The sequence below is a fragment of the Thauera sp. SDU_THAU2 genome, from assembly GCF_038260575.1.
GTDB lineage: Bacteria > Pseudomonadota > Gammaproteobacteria > Burkholderiales > Rhodocyclaceae > Thauera.
On record NZ_JBBWUN010000003.1, the window covers coordinates 2485288 to 2502958 of the forward strand.

Here is a 17671-nt window from a genome sequence, read left to right on the forward strand (position 1 = left end):
GGCAAACGAACCAGGGGCTGATCGGTCTCGGAACGTCCATGCCGGCAATGTGGGTCGCATTGAAAGCCCCATTCTCTCGACGAAGTCCCTGTGAAGATCAATTTGAACCCCTGGGTTAGTCCGGTGTTCAGCTCTTTTGCATCAGCCTGTTAGACTGCACCATGGCTGGTGCCACATCAGCCCATAGCAGGAGCGCCATCGCCACATGCAAGTCGCCACTGGTACCGTCATCGACGGCAAGATCGTCCTCGAAGATGTTCCGCTCCTCGAGGGTGCAGTCGTGACCGTTGTCACCCGTGGAGCAGATGAGAGCTTCTCGCTCACTGCTGAACAGGAGGACGAGCTTCTGGCATCCATGGCCGAGATCGAGCGCGGAGAGTTTGTAAGCCTGGAATCGCTCCTGGCGTCGCTGCCCAAGTAGCTGGCAGCAGAAATGCCGCTTCAAATCAGGATTTCGGTACGGGCTGCGGTCCGGATCCAGAGAGCGGCCGCATGGTGGGCAGACAAGCGGCCGGCCGCACCAGGCGCCATCGGCAAGGATTTCGCAGAGGCGGTTGCCCTGCTTGCCGAGCAACCCGGCATTGGCGCAGCTTACGAGGGAGCACGAGCACGCGGTGTTCGAAGGCTCTATTTGAGCCGGTTACGGTATTTCATTTACTACAAAGCCGACCAACACTCCCTGCATGTACTCGCCTTCTGGCACTCGAGCCGAGAATACCAGCCCCGCCTGTAGGCTCAGGATCACTCACAAATGCCACAAACCGCAGCCACACCCCCGGACGTTCCAAGCCCTATCGATCTGCACCGCATGGACGACGCATGCGCATGGGCCGCAACGGCGATGACAACACGTCCCCATCGCGTCGAGTTCTTCGGCAAGGCTCTAGCCAGCAACCCCTTCCAGATCCAATCTCACTCAGTGCAACCATGACGTTCACTCAGAGCGAATACGATATCCGGTGCGAATGGGGACTGCGTGGTGCCGAGGCCATAGCGAGACACTGCAATGCCGTGATCGTCGTGGATGTCCTGTCGTTCACCACCGCGGTGACTGTTGCCGTCAGTAAAGGAGGGATGGTTTTTCCCTATAAGTGGAAAGACGATTCGCGCATCACGTTTGCTGAAGAAAAGGGAGCCATCCTGGCCGGGCCGCGCGGCAAGGGCAGCCATTCCCTTTCTCCCGCCTCCCTAAGCGCCGTGCAATCGGGACAGCGGATCGTTCTCCCCAGTCCCAATGGGGCAACGATCTCACTCTCCACCGGTGGTGTTCCCACCTACGCGGGCTGCCTCAGGAATGCCAAAGCCGTGGCTGCCGCTGCCTCGAAACACGGTCCGAGAATCGGGGTGATTCCCTGCGGCGAGCGATGGGAGGCCGATTCATCGCTCCGCCCCGCGCTTGAAGATCTGATTGGGGCTGGAGCGATCATTCAGCACCTTGGCGGCAGCAGATCTCCCGAGGCATGTACTGCAGTCCGGGCGTACGAAGGTGCAACCAGCTCATCGCTCATCGACACCATTCGGGGTTGCAGTTCAGGCAAGGAGTTGCTGGAGCGAGGCTACGACATCGACGTCTTACTGGCATGCGAGATCGACAGCGACGACGCAGCGCCCATCTTGTGCGACGGCGCTTATCAGGCAGCGCCAGAAAGGAATACGGCATATCCTGCTGCTCTACGGTAATGGGCGATCACGTTTTCCGCGAACATCATGATCATAGCCATCGAAGGCGTCAGCGCTGCCGGGAAGACGACATGGGCGTCACGGTACGCTCCGGCAGTCGTCGATGAAATAACGACTGCCCCGCCAACTGCAGATGACGCATCGGTAGCCCAATACTGGAGCGATGAAAACAGCGAACGCTGGCGACGCGGACTGGAGCTTGAGCGCACTCATGACATCGTCTGTTTCGACACTGACCCGCTGAAGATCCACTATGCGTGGTGCCTGTGGCAAATCGGAAGCGGTTCGCGCGAAACCTGGATGGCGAACGTCCAAGCCACCCGGAAACGAATCTCGGAGAAGCAGCTCGGGTTTGCAGATCAGATCGTATTTCTCGACCCACCGGAACAGACCATCCGGCTGCAGAGAACGAACGACAAGACACGACTGCGTCGCAGTTTCGAAACGCACATCCGCTTGTATGAACCGCTGAGACGCTGGTATCTGCAACTGGAAACTCTGTCACCAGGCAGCGTGCTTTTCAATGCATATCAAGCGCAAGATTGGACACCGGCGCGGTTGCGGGCAGATCGTTACGAACTCGAACTGTTCGACGCACTCATCGACGCAGCCGATCGGCGCGACTGGTAGCCGATCTCCATAAAACCCGGACACGAACTTCACTGGCCTTCAGGAGAAAAAATGTACAACGGCAGTTGCCTCTGTGGCGCAGTTTCGTTTCGCTTGCAGTCCGAGCCCAAAGCGGTGACGAACTGCCATTGCAGGATGTGCCAGAAGCAGCATGGCGCGGCATTCGCCACGTATACAAGCGTACCCAGAGCCGATCTGGAGTATCTGTCCGGACAGGAGCTGCTCACCGCTTACAACTCATCTGGAAGCATCGTCAGGAAGTTCTGCAGCATTTGCGGCTCCAATATCGAATGGAGCGGCAGCAATGAATTCACTGACTGGGTATCGATCCCCTTGGCATCGCTCGACACACCTTTCGTGCCAAAGAACATCAAGGATGTCCACCTGGAATCCGGTGCACACTACCCACACGCCAATCAGTAATCCACTTGCAGAAGCTGCTGGCGCCCCACCGCCCCAGGAGCACACGAATGACACCAACAAAATCCTGCCCTGTGCTTCTGCGCAGGGGCGACGAGATCGAGATACTTGCATTCCGGCACCCGATCGCTGGTCTTCAACTCGTGAAAGGCAGCATCGAAGACGGCGAGAGCCCGGAAGAAGCCGCCATACGCGAACTTGCAGAAGAGGCTGGCGTGCAAGCCACCAGAATTTCAGCCGGGCTCGGTCTCTGGGAATCCGGCCATCAAGGACAAATCTGGTCGTTCCACCTCTGCGAAGCAGATCAGGTACTTCCCGATCAGTGGGTGCATCATGCCGCCGATGATGGCGGGCACGATTTCAGCTTCTTCTGGCACCCGCTTTCCAAGCCCGCCGATGCAGAGTGGCACGAGGTCTTTCAAAGGGCACTGAAGTACATTCGTTCGGCGCTGACTTACGATACCAGCAGAACAGCCAAAACCAGTTCGTGACATGAGCACCATTCGAGCAAAATCCGTATGCATCTTCCGCCACCACGATAGCGTTCTGCTCACGGAAGGTTACGACCCCGCCAAAAATGAGCACTATCTGATCCCGATAGGCGGCGGCATCGACTTTGGTGAGACTTCCGAACAGGCAGCCAGGAGGGAAACGCTGGAGGAAATTGGCGCCGAGGCCCACTCCTTCATACTCCTGGGCGTTCTCGAGAACCTGTTTTCCTTCGACGGCAAGCAAGGCCATGAAATCGTCTTTGTTTACGAGGCCAAATTCGTAGACATCCGCCTCTATGAAGAACCAGAACTGCAGGGAACCGAGTCCAATGGCAGCAAGTTCATGGCCAGATGGTTCAGTCGGGATCAGCTTCGTGCCGGAAACTTTCGCACCTACCCGAGCGGCATCGAAAGCATGTTGTTTCAGCAGACCAACAAATAAGTCTGTTTCGCCTCCCCCACCTACCTTGATGGGTTCAGCACCGAACGGCAGCATTACGGGGTAGCCATGTCATCAACATCCTGCAACTGCTACACTGAAATTCAAGATTTCTTGCGAGGCATACCATGGACATCGATCTCGCCGCCTTCCGCCTCAATGCCCTCGCCCTGCTGACGCGTACCGATGGTAGCAGCAAGACCACAAGCGCCGGCCAGGCCGGCCTGTTCGAGGCGCTGCTGAAGCTCCAGACCACGCGCCTGCTCGGCGCTTCGGGCAAGGGCGTGAACACCATGCTGGTGGACGATGCATCGACGCAGATGGAGTCGGTGCTTGCCCAGCTCGAAGCAAGCAACAGCGCCTTCCTGCAGCGCTACAACGCGCGCGTCGAGTCGATCGGCGACGAGGCCGAAGTGCTGACGCGCCTGCGCGAGCGGCTGGCCGAGCTGGGCAGCGCCGGCGACGGGCTGAAGCAGCTCACGATGGCCAGCGCGGACGGCGACATCAAGGCCGCGCTCGAGGACTTCATCGAGCGCTACAACCAGTGGGACACCGAGTTCGACCCCTACTTCGAGGACGGCGCCCTGCTCGACGACAACCAGGCGGGTGAAGCCGCACGCTTTTCGCTACGCCGCGAAGTCGGTTCGATCTTCCACGGTGCGGGCAACGGCGGTTTCGCCCTCGGCCTCACCGACATGGGCGTAGGCTTCACGCCCGACGGCCAGTTGCAGTTCGACGAACAGGCCTTCGATGCCGTATTGCAGATCGGACGCGAAGGCGCGCTGCGGACGCTGCACAACGTCGCCGGCGCCTTCTCCACGGCCGCCGAACTGCTCTCCGCCGACGGCCACCTGCTGGAGCGCCGCATCGGCAATGCCGAACGCGCCGTGGCCTGGGCGGCGGAGAACCAGAATTCACTGATGGCCGAGTTCGGCCCGAACAGCGCGGCGGCGAAACTGGCGAAGTGGTACGGCTGACGTCAGCATCCAGTTCGATACGCCGGAGTTGACTTTCGCCCCGCCTCGCATACACTCGCGGCCTTCAAGGGGAGTAGCTTCTCAAGCCGCAACATCGTCACCACGGCAGCCTGTCGCCAGACACGCTCCCGGTGTTGTGGGCAACAGAGTCACCGGTTCTTCTGAGCCATGATTCCTTGCAAGCGAGACCTTGCCCAAGGGCAAGGTCCGTGCACGCAAGACAGATGCAGGGTCTGTGTCCTTCGGGAACAGGCCCTTTTTTGTTTTGTGCGGAGCACGCAATGGAATCGATCGGTACGTGGTGGATGTGGGCGGTATTTGCCGCCATCGTGGTAGTGATGCTGCTGGTGGACCTGTTCGCCTTCGGCGGCGGCAAGCAGCACCGGGTGTCGCTGAAGGAGGCTGCCGGCTGGTCGCTGGCCTGGGTGACGGTGTCGCTGCTGTTCGCCGGCGGGCTGTGGTGGTATCTGGACGGCACGATGGGCCGCGCGATCGCCAACGAGCAGGCGCTGGCCTTCGTCACCGGCTATCTGGTCGAGAAGTCGCTGGCGGTCGACAACGTCTTCGTCTGGATGATGATCTTCAGCTTCTTCGCCGTGCCGCTGGAACTGCAGCGGCGCGTGCTGCTGTACGGCATCGTCGGCGCGATCGTGCTGCGCACGATCATGATCTTCGCCGGCAGCTGGCTGATCGCCGAATTCCACTGGCTGCTGTACGTGTTCGGCGCCTTTCTGGTGATCACCGGCATCAAGATGGTGTGGTTCGCCGAGCACGACCCCGACCTCGACAAGAACCCCTTCGTGCGCTGGATCCGCAACCACTACCCGGTCACCGAGCGCCTGGAAAGCGAACGCTTCTTTGTCGTCCGTGACGGCGTGCGCATGATCACCCCGCTCTTCCTCGCCCTGGTGCTGGTCGAGATCTCGGACGTGATCTTCGCGGTCGACAGCATCCCGGCGATCTTCGCGATCACCACCGACCCCTTCATCGTGCTGACCTCGAACCTGTTCGCCATCCTCGGCCTGCGTGCGATGTACTTCCTGCTCGCCGACCTGGGCGACCGCTTCGAACTGCTGAAGTACGGCCTGGCGGCGATCCTGGTCTTCATCGGCACCAAGATGCTGATCGTCGAGTGGATCAAGATTCCGGTGCTGGTCTCGCTCGGCGTGGTCGCGGTGATCCTCGCCATCGCCGTCGGCGCGAGCCTGTGGCACAGCGCGAAGAAGAGGTCGCAGGCCTGATGCTTCAGGCGCGCAGCCAGGATGCCGCCTCGGCAGCAAAATGCTCGACGAGGCGGTCGAATACCAACCTGATCCGCGCCGCCACCGGTCCGCGCTGGGGACGATAGACCGACAGCCCCCAGGGTTCGGGACGGAACTCGGGCAGCACCTCGACCAGCCTGCCTGCACGCAGGTGCGGCTGGGCCAGCGGCGCCGCCAATTGACCGAAGCCGATGCCGGCCAGCACCGCATCGGCTTCGGCACGCGTATCGTCGGTGGCGAAGGCCGGTGCGCGCGGCAGCCATTGCTGGCCGCGCGCGAGGAACCACACCCAGGGCTTGCCGGTGTTCGGGTCGATGACGGCAGTGGCCGGCCGCTCGGCCAGTTCCTGCAAAGTCCGCGGTAAACCGACCCGCTCGATCAGCGAGGGCGCGCCGACGATGTGGAAAGGCACCTGCGCCACCGCGCGGGCGACGAAACGGCTGTCGCGCAGCGAGCCCAGCCGCACGCCGATGTCGATCTGCTCATCCACCACATCCACGAACTGGTCGGACAGGCGCAGATCCAGCTGCAGCCCCGGATGGTCGGCACACAGTTCGCCCAGCACCGGTGTCAGGTAGTCGCGCTGCAGCGCGCGCGGCGCGGTGATGCGCACCAGGCCGCCGAGGCCGCTGTCCTGCTCCTTCGCGCTTCGCTCGAACAGCTCATCCACGCCCTTGACACCGATCCGCGCGCGGGCCGCCAGCTGCTCGCCGAATTCGGTGATGCGGGTGTGGCGGGTGTTGCGGTGGAACAGCAGTTCCACCGACGTGGCCTTCGAGTTCCTTCACCGCCCGCGTCACCGCCTGCGGCGAGACGCCGAGCCGGGTCGCCGCCTCCTTGAAGTTGCGTGTTTCGGCCGCGGTGCAGAAGATCCGCAGCATTTCCAGGCGGTTCAGCATCGTGTGATTCCTGCATGGGGCAACAGACCCAATTATTCCATTTATCGGAATTCTGAAATCAAAAACTATTCATTCATTGGATCAATCCGTCTTGGAATACTCATGGGTTCCGACGCTTGGCCTCCTGCGGCCAGGCCGTGCAGAAGAACGACAGGAGCCCGCAGCCATGACCATCAAATCCCGTGCCGCCGTTGCCTTCGCCGCCGGCGAACCGCTGAAGATCGTCGAGATCGACGTCGAACCGCCGCGCAAGGGCGAAGTGCTGGTGAAGATCACCCACACCGGCGTCTGTCACACCGACGCGTTCACGCTGTCCGGCGACGATCCGGAAGGCATCTTCCCCGCCGTGCTCGGCCATGAAGGCGCCGGCATCGTGGTCGAAGTCGGCGAAGGCGTGACCAGCGTCGAGCCGGGCGACCACGTCATTCCGCTATACACCGCCGAGTGCGGCGAATGCCTGTTCTGCAAGAGCGGCAAGACCAACCTGTGCGTGTCGGTGCGCGCCACCCAGGGCAAGGGCGTGATGCCCGACGGCAGCACCCGCTTCTCCTACAACGGCCAGCCGATCTACCACTACATGGGCTGCTCGACCTTCTCCGAATACACCGTGGTCGCCGAAGTGTCGCTGGCCAAGGTCAACCCGGAAGCCAACCCCGAGCACGTCTGCCTGCTCGGCTGCGGCGTCACCACCGGTATCGGCGCGGTGCACAACACCGCCAAGGTGCAGGAAGGCGACTCCGTCGCGGTGTTCGGCCTCGGCGGCATCGGCCTGGCGGTGATCCAGGGCGCGCGCCAGGCCAAGGCCGGCCGCATCATCGCGATCGACACCAACCCGTCCAAGTTCGAACTGGCGAAGCAGTTCGGCGCCACCGACTGCGTGAACCCGAAGGATCACGATAAGCCGATCCAGCAGGTCATCGTCGACATGACCGGCTGGGGCGTGGACCACAGCTTCGAGTGCATCGGCAACGTCAACGTGATGCGCGCGGCGCTGGAATGCGCACACCGCGGCTGGGGCCAGTCGGTCATCATCGGCGTGGCCGGTGCGGGGCAGGAAATCTCCACCCGGCCGTTCCAGCTCGTCACCGGCCGCAAGTGGATGGGCACCGCCTTCGGCGGCGTCAAGGGCCGCAGCCAGCTGCCGGGCATGGTCGAGGATGCGATGAAGGGCGACATCGAGCTCGCGCCCTTCGTCACCCACACCATGGGCCTGGAGAAGATCAACGAAGCTTTCGACCTGATGCACGAAGGCAAGTCGATCCGCTCGGTCATCCACTTCTGATCGAAGCGGGGAAGCGAGCATGCAACGCATCGAACACCGCGCCTGCTTCGGCGGCTGGCAGGACGTCTATCGGCACCGCTCCGACGTGCTGGGCTGCGAGATGAACGTCGCCGTCTACCTGCCGCCGCAGGCGGCGGGCGGTACGAAGCTGCCGGTGCTGTACTGGCTGTCCGGCCTGACCTGCACCGAGCAGAACTTCATCACCAAGGCCGGCGCACAGCGCTACGCTGCCGAACACGGCCTCATCATCGTCGCGCCGGACACCAGCCCGCGCGGCGACGACGTCGCCGATGCCGACGGCTACGATCTCGGCAAGGGCGCGGGTTTCTACCTCAACGCCACCGAGCAGCCCTGGGCGCAGCATTACCGGATGTACGACTACATCGTCGCCGAACTGCCGGCGCTGGTCGAAGCCAGCTTCCCGGCCAGTGACGCGCGCGGGATCAGCGGCCATTCGATGGGCGGACACGGCGCGCTGAGCATCGCGCTGAAGAATCCCGGCCGTTACCGCAGCGTGTCGGCGTTCTCGCCGATCGTCGCGCCGACACAGGTGCCCTGGGGCGAAAAAGCCTTCTCGAACTACCTCGGCGAGAACCGCGAAGCCTGGAAGCAGTACGACAGCGTGGAACTGGTCGCCTCGGCCGGCGAGAAGCTGCCGCTGCTGGTCGATCAGGGCGACGCCGACGAATTCCTCGACGGCCAGCTCAAGCCGCAACTGCTGCAGGCCGCCTGCGAGGCCGCCGGCCATCCGCTGATACTGCGCATGCAGCCGGGCTACGACCACAGCTACTACTTCATCGCCAGCTTCATCGGCGACCACCTGCGCCATCATGCGCAGGCGCTGCTTGGGAACGCCGCCGCCAGGTAATTCATGGGAGCGCCTCAGCCGCGAACAGAGCTGCGATAGCGGCCCTTCCCGATCGGGCAGGCCTGCGGCCTGCATTCGCGGCTCGGCGCCCCCGGCTCGGCGCCCCCGGCTCGGCGCCCCCAACTGAAGCCGCTCCTGCGAGAGCTTGTGCTGTTTGTCCAGAAAAGTAGAGGCGGCCCTCCTCCATGTCCTTCTCCCACGACCTGCCGCCGGTGTCGAACACGACGATCCGCAACGTTCGCCGCGACTTCGGCGAATGGCATCTGGGCCGCCCCTACTACCTGCTGTGGGCGCTGGACGTCGATGTGGAGCCGGTACGCCGGCGCGTGGCCGCGGCCCAGCGACATCTGTCCGGGCTGCTGCTGGACGGCTATCTGCGCCAGCCGCACATCACCGTCGGCCTGTGCGGCTTTCCCAGTCCGGCACCGGTGCACAACGACGACTTCGGCGTCGAACTGCTGCATCGCCAGGTCGATGCATTGAAGGGATTGCAGCCCAAGGCCTTCGACATCGAAATCGGCGCGCTGGACGGCTTCACCTCCGCGCCCTATCTCGCCGTCCATGACGGCAGCCGGCACGTCGAACGCCTGCATGCCTGCCTGAACCTTGCTCCGCAGTTGCCCGCGCACGCCGACTACCGCCCGCACGTCACCGTGGGACTGTATGGTGGCGCCTGGCCGCTGGATGCCGTCCATGCCCGGCTGGCGGCATTCGTGCCCGCCGACGCGCTGCGGCAGCGCATCACCCGCATCAGCCTGCTCGGCTACGCCAGCGGGGAAATCGGCGGCAAGTTGATCCGCATCGCCGACTACGACTTCGCCCACGCCCGCTGCATCCCTGCGGCGGGCGGCGCGGAGCTGCTGCCCTTTCCCCTGCCCTGACGCGCGCCCTGCCTCAGACGCTGTGGCGCCGGCGATGCTGGCGCGAGCCCACGGCGCCATCCGCATCGGCATGGGCGTGGCGCGCGGCAGTCATCTCGGCCAGCACGGCGGCGACCTTGTGGTTCAGCGTGCCCTTGGGGATCACGCCCTTGGCGTCGGGTTCGCCCGCTTCCACGCCGGTCAGCACGCTCATCGCCTCATCGACCGTCTTCACCGCATGGATGTGGAACAGGCCTTGCGCCGCCGCCTGCACCACGTCCTCGCGCAGCATCAGGTGGCGCACGCTGGCGGCGGGGATGACGACGCCGTGGCTGCCGTCCAGCCCGCGCGCCATGCACAGGTCGTAGAAACCTTCGATCTTCTCGTTGACGCCGCCGATCACCTGCACTTCGCCGAACTGGTTCACCGAACCGGTAATGGCGAAGCGCTGCTGGATCGGGATCTGCGTCAGCGCCGACAGCAGCGCGCACAGTTCGGCCAGCGAAGCCGAATCACCTTCGACCGGCGCATACGACTGCTCGAACACCAGGCTGGCCGACAGCGACATCGGCTGGTGGCGGGCATAGCGCGCGGCGAGGAAGGCCGACAGGATCAGCACGCCCTTGGAGTGGATGGCGCCGCCCAGCTCGGTCTCGCGCTCGATGTCGACCACGTCGCCCTCGCCCATGCGCACCGTCGCGGTGATCCGCACCGGATGGCCGAAGCGCTCGCCCGCCAGTTCGACCACCACCAGGCCGTTGATCTGGCCGGCGCGCTCGCCGTCGGTGGAGATCAACGTCGTGCCGTCGAGGATGGATTCGCGCACGCGGGACGGGTAGCGGTTGCAGCGCCGCGCGCGTGCTTCGAGCGCAGCCTCGACTTCGGCGCGGCCGGTGGCGGCCAGGCCCTTCAAGCGCGCCTGATGATCGGCTTCGCGCATCAGGTCGGACAGCGCGCGGGTGTTCAGCGACAGCCGGCCGGCGTCCTCGGCCAGGCGGGCGCCCTCCTCCACCAGCCGCGCGACGCCGCTGCGGTCGACCGGCAGCAGCTTGGCGCTGCGCACCAGCAGCGCCATCAGCCGGGCGTACTCGCATTCGTTGTCGGGCGTGCGCGGCAGGTCGTCGTCGAAGTCGGCCGCGACCTTGAACAAGTCGGCGAACTCCGGGTCGTTGTCCATCAGCAGGTAGTAGATGTCGCGGTCGCCGATCAGCACCACTTTCAGCGCGCTCGGCACCGCCTCGGGCTCCAGCGTCAACGCGCCGCTCCAGCCCTGGGCCTCGGCCGGCGGCTCGATGCGGATCTCGCCCGCGCGCAGGCAGCGCTTCAGGCCTTCCCAGGCGTAAGGCTGGGTCAGCAGGCGTTCAGCGTCGAGCACCAGGTAGCCGCCGTTGGCGCGGTGCAGTGCGCCGGCGCGGATCAGGTTGAAATGGGTGACCTGGTTGCCCTGCTGCACGACGTGCTCGATGCGGCCGATCAGGTTACCGTAGCCGGGGTTGTTCTCGAACACCACCGGCGCCCCCTGCGAAGCCGAATGATCGACCAGCAGCTTGACCTGGTAGCGCTGGTGGCGGGCCGCCTCCTCGGACTCGGTGGCGTCCTCGTCCATCTCGTCGAGCATGGTGCCCCGGATCGCGCTGTCGAGCACATCCTTGTGCACCGCATCCAGAAAGCTCAGCACCTCGGGCAGATCGGCATGCGCTTCACGCACTTCACGCAGCAGGTGGGACACTGCCGGCCCCAGCACCTCAGTCTCGGCACGCTCGATCGATTCACGCACCGCCTTGCGCCAGCCGGGAAAGTCGTTGAGCAGGTCTTCGAGCTTCTCGCTCCAGGCGGTGACGCGCGCCTCGATGGCCTTGCGTTCCTCCTCGGGCAGCGCCTCGAAAGCTTCGGGCGACATCACCTCGCCCTCGCGCGTGGGCGCGAAGACGAAGCCTTCAGGCGTCTGCAGCAGCGAGATCGACTCCGCGCCGCAGGCTTCGCCGAGTTCGCGCAGCGCGCCGTCCTCACGCGCCTTGTGGGCATTCTGCAGCGCCTCGACGCGCTCGCTGTGGGCCTCGCTGTCGAGCGCCGCGCCCAGCGCCGGGCCGAGTTCGCGAATGAAGGTCTGCATGTGGCTGCGCAGCGTGGCGCCGCGGCCGGCCGGCAACGCGAGCAGCCTGGGCTTCAGCGCCTCGTCGAAGTTGTGCAGGTAGCACAGGTCCGGCGGCACCGGTTCGGTCGCCGCGCGTTCGCGCAGCAGGCGGAAGGTGGTGGCATGCTTGCCGCTGCCCGGCTCGCCCAGCACGAACACGTGGTAGCCGCTGTGGCCCATGGCGAGGCCGAACCTGATGGCCTCGACGGCGCGCGCCTGGCCGAGGTCGCCGGCGTGGCCGCCGGATGGATCGTCGAGGGATTCAGTGGTGTCGAAGGTGAAGCAGGCGGGGTCGCAATAGGTACGCAGTGCCGATGCCGGCAGGGCCACGGGTTCGGCCATCGTTGTCATTCTCCAGAAGCCGGATTCGATCCGGAGCCGAATGATACACCGTGGCCACTGGCCTCCCGGCACGGCGGCCGGGGAATCCGAACCGCGGCTTTACCTGGATGTTCCCCAGCCACCCTTTAAGATGGTCATCTCACATGACCCACTGGAGCACCCCATGCAGACCGTCAGCGTCGCCCAGGCCAAGGCCCAGCTGAGCGCCCTGCTCGATGCCGTGCAGGCCGGGGAAAAAATCATCATCACCCGGCGTGGCCAGGCGGTGGCCCGCCTGCGGACCGAACAGCCGGCCAAACCCGATTTCAGCGTCTTCCGCCAGTTCCGCGGCACCTGGAAAGACGGCATGCGCATCGACCGCGACGCGCTTCACGAACGCGGCTGAGCAACCGCCCGAAAACCAGGGGCTGAAAGGCCTCCTAATACCGGACTCTCCAAATAGAGGCACATCACATTGGCCACGCGGCAGACCTTGGCATAATGCCAAAGCTGATCACCGGTCATGCACTTGGCGCTCCACGCTTCGCGCAACACCTCCAGTGCCACGTCCAGCCCGATCTTGTTGCGGTACTTGAAGCAGTCAGCCACCATTTTGGCGACGCAGGTAATGCGAACGGCGACGCCATCGACGGCATGCCCCTCGGCGCCCTCGGTCAGCGTTGCGCCGGAAAAGCGAACGAGGCGCAGCGGATAGTCCAGCTTCGGCGTGGCGGTCTTATTGTCGGTGGCCAGCCACACCTCGAACGGTGCCTGCGTATAAATGTCATGCGCGTAGCTGCGGCAGCCTTGGCTGAGGATCAGATCGGCATAGGCGATGTTCCGCCAAGTATGGGGCGGAATATTTTAGCTGAACAACTTTTCGCTGCATCTTGTCACCCAAGAAGTCTCGACATTGCATCACGCAACTCGGCATCGGCTGCATCCCCTCGCCTCAAGCTATCATCGCGACCCCATTCAGACTGTCGCAGCGCTTGGCGGGCGCGGCTGGCCCTTATCACCCGGCCTACACAGTGCAAGGCGTCACGGTGACCCTGCTCCATCAATCTGGCAATGTTTGAAGCATCAAACCCAAGTAGTGCTTTCATCTCACTACCTCGTGTAATCGGCGATTGCGGACGAATTTCCAACACTGTCGTATCGGGGAAGTCATTACGACTCCACAGTGAACCATCGGTCAAATGGGTCACGATCACCTGCTGGCAACCCGCTTCGACCAGAGGCGTGATGGGTGTATTACCTTGGGCGGTCTGCCAACCGCCCTGCCCACCGTCCGAATAACGAGCATCACCAAGCTGGCGGGCCTGGTACAGCAACGGAATCGCGGCGGAAGCCAGCAAGACATCGCGGCGTACTTCTTCAGGAAGCAACTGCACATGCACGAAGCGTGAAGGCGATGTATCCATCAACCCCGCTTCGGCCACCATGCAGCGCAGCATATCAACCAGTCCCCCTCGACTTTTGTAGACGGACACATACAACGGCAAACCGTGCTCCAAACTTTCAATATCGAGGTATTCGTCCATCAAAGCCTTGAGTGGTCCGTCCGACATCAGCCCAGTATCTAATGTCTTTAATCCATCGGCTATTCTTGCTGCGCTCTCCGCAACACCCGCGATTTGACCGAGGCACTGAATCAAGCCTGGTATCCGCGCAAACACCCCCGACAGCGGCGTACCTAGCGTCACCCCTGCTAGCGCGCAGCTTCAGGTAAGCAGGTATATTGGCCTCCAAAGGCGATCGTTCAGCCAGCGTATTCCACAGTATCTCCAGTCGCTGCACACCCTCGGGCAGAGATGGTGCGCAAGCCAGAACAGCGCCGTTCAGTGCGCCAATGCTCGCCCCTGCCACCATGTCGATGCTAGCATCCAATTCCAGCAGTGCCTTGAGTACACCAACCTGATAGGCGCCTTTGGCACCACCTCCCGAAAGTACCAATCCGGTCTTGAACGTGTTGGCAGACAGCGCTTCAGGCATTGACCGCCTCCTGAAGAAAAACCTCATACACCATCGCCTTGGCTACACGCCGAGCATTGGCGATCAACGGCACGGCACGTGGCAGGCTAGTCGGGCGCAGAGCCGCACTATTCGCAAAGGGGGCAGCATCGACAACCATGCCATCGGCCAAATAGGACAACGCTCTCCACATATCGTCACTGCAATCATTTCGCCTAGCTGGCGGTACTGCCAACCAAACGGCAACCATTTCTGGCGCTGTATCCAAGCTAACGACGGCGTCTGTTGCTAGTTGCTTCGTTGCTCTATCAGTCACGATATCCATAAAATCGCTGCACTGCCGCGGATTGTTGTAGGGACTACGGCAATAATCGCCCAAGGCTCCCCAGCGTAGTTCCTCCAGGACAGCATAGCAGCGAGCAGCAGGCGAGAAGGCTGCAAAGCGGCCCGCCTCCCATTTTGTGAACGCCTCTTCCATATTCAATTGCGCCTTCTGGATGAAGTCGATACGTTCAATCTTCTGCGCCATATCTTGCATTCGCGTATCCAGCCGATTAGCCAGCGCCTGCAACTGCTCACGTGTATCAGCACTGTAGTGCACCAGCCGGGTCACGTTTCCCGTGAGTAACGTTACCCGATCATTGATACTCGTAATTGCCAGGTTGCTGTGCGCTAACGACTCACTCAATTCGCAAAGCCATTGCAGCGACGCGTTTACACCATCAGCCAGACCAGCGTTGACCTCGGTCTGTCGCCGCGCTCCCAGGCCGGTAAAGCCGTCGTACATTCGCGCAAAAAGCTCGAGCGCCCGCGCTGTACACACGCGATCGCGCGTTACGTCGATACCATTCGCAAAGTCAACCACAAATTTCTCGGATAGACAGCGCAAAGTTTGGCAGGGCAGTGAATCCGATGTTATTGGAGCAGAACTACCACTCATACTAGCTCCTCGCTCCGCGCAGTAGAAACCCCCTCCTCACGACGCAACACTTCAGCGGAATCGTTCAGCGTCCCACAATCAGCCTCCAGGCCCGATGCCTCCTGTGCCATTTGCGTGAAGTCCTTCAGAACTTCAGCCTTTCTAGCTTGATCTAGACTGTGCTTCTGAATTCCTCCCATCAAGTCACCGCGCACATGCTCGACTTTTTCACGGAATGCACAAAAGAATTCCTCCACCCCTTGTTGCAACTGCGGATAAATTTCATTATTCAATGCAGAGCAAGCGGATGAAAAAATTGACTCTATACCCTTATTGGATAACATATTAATTCTTTTTAGATCAACCTGATAATATTTCTTATCTACCTCATAATCCTCCCAACCCCAATCATCTGTATCGAACCAACTGCACACAGTCCCCCACACACCAGACTGCCTTCGATATTTTCTTATTTTCTTTGTTTTCTCCTTAACGGCATTCTTCACGATACCAGAAACAGACACATCCAGTTTAATTGCCTGAACATTGGGAAGACGAATTTCAATATCAAACCCATCAACATTCTTTTGCACAGACTTCTTAATCTTCTCCAGTGAATCTGCACGACACAACTCAAGCTCATATGAAAAATCATTAACCCCATCTTGAATGCAAATCTTAAAATCATCCTCAGCCTTTCGCATAGCATTGCGAATGGATTTTTCAACACGCTTCAAAAAATCACTGGCATCCGACTTTCTATTGAATTTTATGATAGGGCTACTGGGATCAAAATCCTGTACAGAAGAGCTTTCTATCTTTTCACTCATTGAGGAAAATGAGTTAATCAATCTATTCAAAACACCCTTTGGCTCAGACTCTGGTTCTTGCTTTTTTTGCGGCATTTTTGCACCGCTTCTTTTCGTTCGACCACTGACCTTCACGACTCTCGTTCGGCTGCTGGCCCTCTCGATGCCCTTACCCTCTCTAAAATAATCTTCCAATGTTCCACTGACCTCTTTCCGCACTCCTTCGGCCGCACCTTTAACCCTATTTTGCACATTCTTCAGAGCATCCTCCAACGTCTTTTCGATAGCGTTCTCAATCCGGGAAATTTTTTCAATATCCTGATGAAGGTTGTCGATATTCGTCTGAAGGTCGGCGGCGCTTCTCTTGAGCGCTCCAGCATTAGCTTTGAAGAAATCCCCGGTGTCTTTTGCGTAACCAGCCAACTTGGAGGCAGCCGAGCGTAGCGCCTCCAAAGCAGCGTTCTGGTGAGCCTCGACAATCACTTGTTCCAGAGGACGGGCAAAGCCGGATTCTAGCCAGATTTCATCAGCCCCCTCCTTCGCCTCTTTTGGGTCATCGATGAATTTTTCCCACCTTTGTCCAAATACTTTCTTTCCAAAATCACTTACCCAAGACTCATGATTTGGCAACCTTCCATTGCGTTCGATCTCATTACGGGCACGGCTAGCCAAATACCCTAGGCTGGAAGAAACCGGGAATACGTGCTCTTCTGCTATGGCACCCTTCATTAGGGTCTGCGCAACGCACCTCTTGACCGTCACCTCATCATCGCTGTTGCGATCTTTCTGATCGAACTTATTGACCAACGCATACATCCTGCCCTTGGCAGTATCGGAAACTTCCATCAGGTTTTCGCGCACCTGCGCATCCGCATCGGATTTGAGCTGGGTATAGTCCAGCACAGCCAGCACGGCAGACGATTTTTTTAACTGATCCTTGAGCATGTGGCGCAGGTGTTGCTGTCCTGCTTCGTTGGGGCCAGGCGTGTCCAGCAAAGTCAACCGGCCTTGGGTAACAGGCATATTCTTCAGGTGTGAGAATTCCACCTCGATGACAGGCATGGCATCCACCGTTGCGTACTCGCTGAAAGGGAAGTCCACTTCCAGCTCAGAGCACAGCCGAACCAAATCATTCAGACTTTTGAGAAAATGAAAAATTTCTTTCTCGCCCTCCTGCTGAGCTACAAAAACGGTTTCCTGTTGGATCTGATCCAGCAGCTTCACCATATCTTCATCGCCTTGCAGCTTTGTCAAGATTTCCGGGCTTGCCGATTTGCTCTTAACTGCCTTTCCCAGTACCACCAGTAATTTATTGAGCGGCTCGACCTTTTCGAATATCAAACGAGGCCGTAAAACGCCGGGCGTGTGCCGAATAAGCGTAGGCAGAGTCGTCATGGCACGGTTGCGATTAGGCAGCACTTCGGCACCAACGATAGCGTTGATGCTGGTGGACTTACCAGCTTTCATGGTGCCAACCACGGCCAGCACCATCTCCAAATGTTCCAGCTTGTGAGTTTCGCCATCCAACACTTCCAACACCTTAGGCAAGGACTCGGTATCGAATGTGGCCCTGCTTTTCCGATCGGTAGCAGGCGGTTCCACCAAGCCTTTCTGCTGCGCCTTTTGCAGCAGGCTCTTGAGCTGATGCAGTTGGCGTTTGGCCTCGTCACGCAGGATTTCAATGTTAGTTTTGTGCATGGAGCTAA

At 60.8% G+C, this 17671-nt stretch carries 20 protein-coding genes and 1 pseudogene; 13 read left to right on the forward strand and 8 right to left on the reverse strand.

What is annotated here, in order from left to right:
* Positions 1-205: 205 nt before the first annotated feature.
* The 9 genes from AAFL97_RS13070 to AAFL97_RS13105 all read left to right on the forward strand — a co-directional run bounded on the left by AAFL97_RS13070 (position 206) and on the right by AAFL97_RS13105 (position 5878).
* Complete coding sequence (locus tag AAFL97_RS13070) at positions 206-421, forward strand: hypothetical protein (protein WP_341645283.1); 216 nt, start codon at positions 206-208, stop codon at positions 419-421.
* A gap of 12 nt (positions 422-433) precedes the next feature.
* Positions 434-733, forward strand: a complete 300-nt coding sequence (locus AAFL97_RS24705) for a type II toxin-antitoxin system RelE/ParE family toxin (RefSeq protein ID WP_445954496.1) — start codon at positions 434-436, stop codon at positions 731-733.
* Between the two features lie 194 nt (positions 734-927).
* Positions 928-1680 carry a 2-phosphosulfolactate phosphatase gene (locus tag AAFL97_RS13075; RefSeq protein WP_341645284.1) on the forward strand — a complete coding sequence of 251 codons (753 nt, stop codon included), beginning with the start codon at positions 928-930 and terminating at the stop codon, positions 1678-1680.
* A 27-nt stretch (positions 1681-1707) separates the two neighbouring features.
* Entirely contained in the window at positions 1708-2310 is a 603-nt protein-coding gene (locus tag AAFL97_RS13080; protein WP_341645285.1) for a hypothetical protein, read from the forward strand.
* A gap of 51 nt (positions 2311-2361) precedes the next feature.
* Positions 2362-2733 (forward strand): GFA family protein, encoded by a 372-nt coding sequence (locus tag AAFL97_RS13085; RefSeq protein WP_341645286.1) that lies wholly within the window; start codon positions 2362-2364, stop codon positions 2731-2733.
* 47 nt (positions 2734-2780) lie between these two features.
* Complete coding sequence (locus tag AAFL97_RS13090; protein ID WP_341645287.1) at positions 2781-3221, forward strand: NUDIX hydrolase; 441 nt, start codon at positions 2781-2783, stop codon at positions 3219-3221.
* Between the two features lies 1 nt (position 3222).
* Positions 3223-3663 (forward strand): NUDIX hydrolase, encoded by a 441-nt coding sequence (locus AAFL97_RS13095; RefSeq protein WP_341645288.1) that lies wholly within the window; start codon positions 3223-3225, stop codon positions 3661-3663.
* Between the two features lie 125 nt (positions 3664-3788).
* Positions 3789-4637 carry a hypothetical protein gene (locus AAFL97_RS13100; RefSeq protein WP_341645289.1) on the forward strand — a complete coding sequence of 283 codons (849 nt, stop codon included), beginning with the start codon at positions 3789-3791 and terminating at the stop codon, positions 4635-4637.
* 281 nt (positions 4638-4918) lie between these two features.
* Positions 4919-5878, forward strand: coding sequence for a TerC family protein (locus AAFL97_RS13105; protein ID WP_341645290.1), 960 nt, complete (start codon positions 4919-4921; stop codon positions 5876-5878).
* Positions 5879-5882: 4 nt separating this feature from the next.
* Here AAFL97_RS13105 and AAFL97_RS13110 read toward each other — a convergent pair whose 3' ends face one another.
* A complete protein-coding gene (locus AAFL97_RS13110; RefSeq protein ID WP_341645291.1) occupies positions 5883-6662 on the reverse strand; it encodes a substrate binding domain-containing protein in 780 nt (259 codons plus the stop codon).
* Positions 6562-6798 (reverse strand): helix-turn-helix domain-containing protein, encoded by a 237-nt coding sequence (locus AAFL97_RS13115; protein ID WP_341645292.1) that lies wholly within the window; start codon positions 6796-6798, stop codon positions 6562-6564. Before AAFL97_RS13115 ends, AAFL97_RS13110 begins: the two co-directional genes overlap by 101 nt.
* A gap of 172 nt (positions 6799-6970) precedes the next feature.
* On the opposite strand from AAFL97_RS13115, the gene AAFL97_RS13120 reads away from it, so the two are divergent.
* From AAFL97_RS13120 to AAFL97_RS13130, 3 genes are all read left to right on the forward strand, one after another.
* Positions 6971-8080: an S-(hydroxymethyl)glutathione dehydrogenase/class III alcohol dehydrogenase gene (locus tag AAFL97_RS13120; protein WP_341647163.1), complete on the forward strand. Its 1110-nt coding sequence runs from the start codon at positions 6971-6973 to the stop codon at positions 8078-8080.
* Between the two features lie 19 nt (positions 8081-8099).
* Positions 8100-8948 (forward strand): S-formylglutathione hydrolase, encoded by an 849-nt coding sequence (gene fghA, locus AAFL97_RS13125; protein ID WP_341645293.1) that lies wholly within the window; start codon positions 8100-8102, stop codon positions 8946-8948.
* Positions 8949-9133: 185 nt separating this feature from the next.
* Positions 9134-9829 (forward strand): 2'-5' RNA ligase family protein, encoded by a 696-nt coding sequence (locus tag AAFL97_RS13130; RefSeq protein WP_341645294.1) that lies wholly within the window; start codon positions 9134-9136, stop codon positions 9827-9829.
* Between the two features lie 13 nt (positions 9830-9842).
* Here the strand turns inward: AAFL97_RS13130 and AAFL97_RS13135 are convergent, their stop codons facing one another.
* Positions 9843-12284 carry a Lon protease family protein gene (locus AAFL97_RS13135; RefSeq protein WP_341645295.1) on the reverse strand — a complete coding sequence of 814 codons (2442 nt, stop codon included), beginning with the start codon at positions 12282-12284 and terminating at the stop codon, positions 9843-9845.
* Between the two features lie 163 nt (positions 12285-12447).
* Between AAFL97_RS13135 and AAFL97_RS13140 the strand changes: the two genes are divergently transcribed.
* The gene (locus tag AAFL97_RS13140; protein ID WP_341645296.1) at positions 12448-12669 is read left to right on the forward strand and encodes a type II toxin-antitoxin system Phd/YefM family antitoxin; all 222 of its coding nucleotides are present in this window, start codon (positions 12448-12450) and stop codon (positions 12667-12669) included.
* Here the strand turns inward: AAFL97_RS13140 and AAFL97_RS13145 are convergent.
* From AAFL97_RS13145 to AAFL97_RS13160, 5 genes and pseudogenes are all read right to left on the reverse strand, one after another.
* Entirely contained in the window at positions 12654-13022 is a 369-nt protein-coding gene (locus AAFL97_RS13145; protein ID WP_341645297.1) for a type IV toxin-antitoxin system AbiEi family antitoxin domain-containing protein, read from the reverse strand. The two genes, AAFL97_RS13140 and AAFL97_RS13145, sit on opposite strands and share 16 nt — an antisense overlap.
* 134 nt (positions 13023-13156) lie before the next feature.
* A complete protein-coding gene (locus AAFL97_RS13150; RefSeq protein WP_341645298.1) occupies positions 13157-13921 on the reverse strand; it encodes a hypothetical protein in 765 nt (254 codons plus the stop codon).
* Positions 13922-14000: 79 nt separating this feature from the next.
* Positions 14001-14285: pseudogene (locus AAFL97_RS24710) on the reverse strand (patatin-like phospholipase family protein); the annotation flags it as partial.
* Positions 14251-15102 carry a diguanylate cyclase regulator RdcB family protein gene (locus AAFL97_RS13155; RefSeq protein WP_341645299.1) on the reverse strand — a complete coding sequence of 284 codons (852 nt, stop codon included), beginning with the start codon at positions 15100-15102 and terminating at the stop codon, positions 14251-14253. The pseudogene AAFL97_RS24710 and the gene AAFL97_RS13155, both read right to left, overlap by 35 nt.
* 71 nt (positions 15103-15173) lie before the next feature.
* Complete coding sequence (locus AAFL97_RS13160) at positions 15174-17663, reverse strand: dynamin family protein (RefSeq protein ID WP_341645300.1); 2490 nt, start codon at positions 17661-17663, stop codon at positions 15174-15176.
* Positions 17664-17671: the final 8 nt, after the last annotated feature.

What these genes read in the sequence shown, in the direction of transcription:
- AAFL97_RS13075 (WP_341645284.1), top strand. Translation starts at nt 928, where the DNA reads ATGACGTTCACTCAGAGCGAATACGATATCCGGTGCGAATGGGGACTG.
- AAFL97_RS13160 (WP_341645300.1), bottom strand. Translation starts at nt 17,663, where the DNA reads ATGCACAAAACTAACATTGAAATCCTGCGTGACGAGGCCAAACGCCAA.
- AAFL97_RS13080 (WP_341645285.1), top strand. Translation starts at nt 1,708, where the DNA reads ATGATCATAGCCATCGAAGGCGTCAGCGCTGCCGGGAAGACGACATGG.
- AAFL97_RS13140 (WP_341645296.1), top strand. Translation starts at nt 12,448, where the DNA reads ATGCAGACCGTCAGCGTCGCCCAGGCCAAGGCCCAGCTGAGCGCCCTG.
- AAFL97_RS13070 (WP_341645283.1), top strand. Translation starts at nt 206, where the DNA reads ATGCAAGTCGCCACTGGTACCGTCATCGACGGCAAGATCGTCCTCGAA.
- AAFL97_RS13105 (WP_341645290.1), top strand. Translation starts at nt 4,919, where the DNA reads ATGGAATCGATCGGTACGTGGTGGATGTGGGCGGTATTTGCCGCCATC.
- AAFL97_RS13115 (WP_341645292.1), bottom strand. Translation starts at nt 6,798, where the DNA reads ATGCTGAACCGCCTGGAAATGCTGCGGATCTTCTGCACCGCGGCCGAA.
- AAFL97_RS13090 (WP_341645287.1), top strand. Translation starts at nt 2,781, where the DNA reads ATGACACCAACAAAATCCTGCCCTGTGCTTCTGCGCAGGGGCGACGAG.
- AAFL97_RS13095 (WP_341645288.1), top strand. Translation starts at nt 3,223, where the DNA reads ATGAGCACCATTCGAGCAAAATCCGTATGCATCTTCCGCCACCACGAT.
- fghA (WP_341645293.1), top strand. Translation starts at nt 8,100, where the DNA reads ATGCAACGCATCGAACACCGCGCCTGCTTCGGCGGCTGGCAGGACGTC.
- AAFL97_RS24705 (WP_445954496.1), top strand. Translation starts at nt 434, where the DNA reads ATGCCGCTTCAAATCAGGATTTCGGTACGGGCTGCGGTCCGGATCCAG.
- AAFL97_RS13130 (WP_341645294.1), top strand. Translation starts at nt 9,134, where the DNA reads ATGTCCTTCTCCCACGACCTGCCGCCGGTGTCGAACACGACGATCCGC.
- AAFL97_RS13085 (WP_341645286.1), top strand. Translation starts at nt 2,362, where the DNA reads ATGTACAACGGCAGTTGCCTCTGTGGCGCAGTTTCGTTTCGCTTGCAG.
- AAFL97_RS13135 (WP_341645295.1), bottom strand. Translation starts at nt 12,284, where the DNA reads ATGGCCGAACCCGTGGCCCTGCCGGCATCGGCACTGCGTACCTATTGC.
- AAFL97_RS13100 (WP_341645289.1), top strand. Translation starts at nt 3,789, where the DNA reads ATGGACATCGATCTCGCCGCCTTCCGCCTCAATGCCCTCGCCCTGCTG.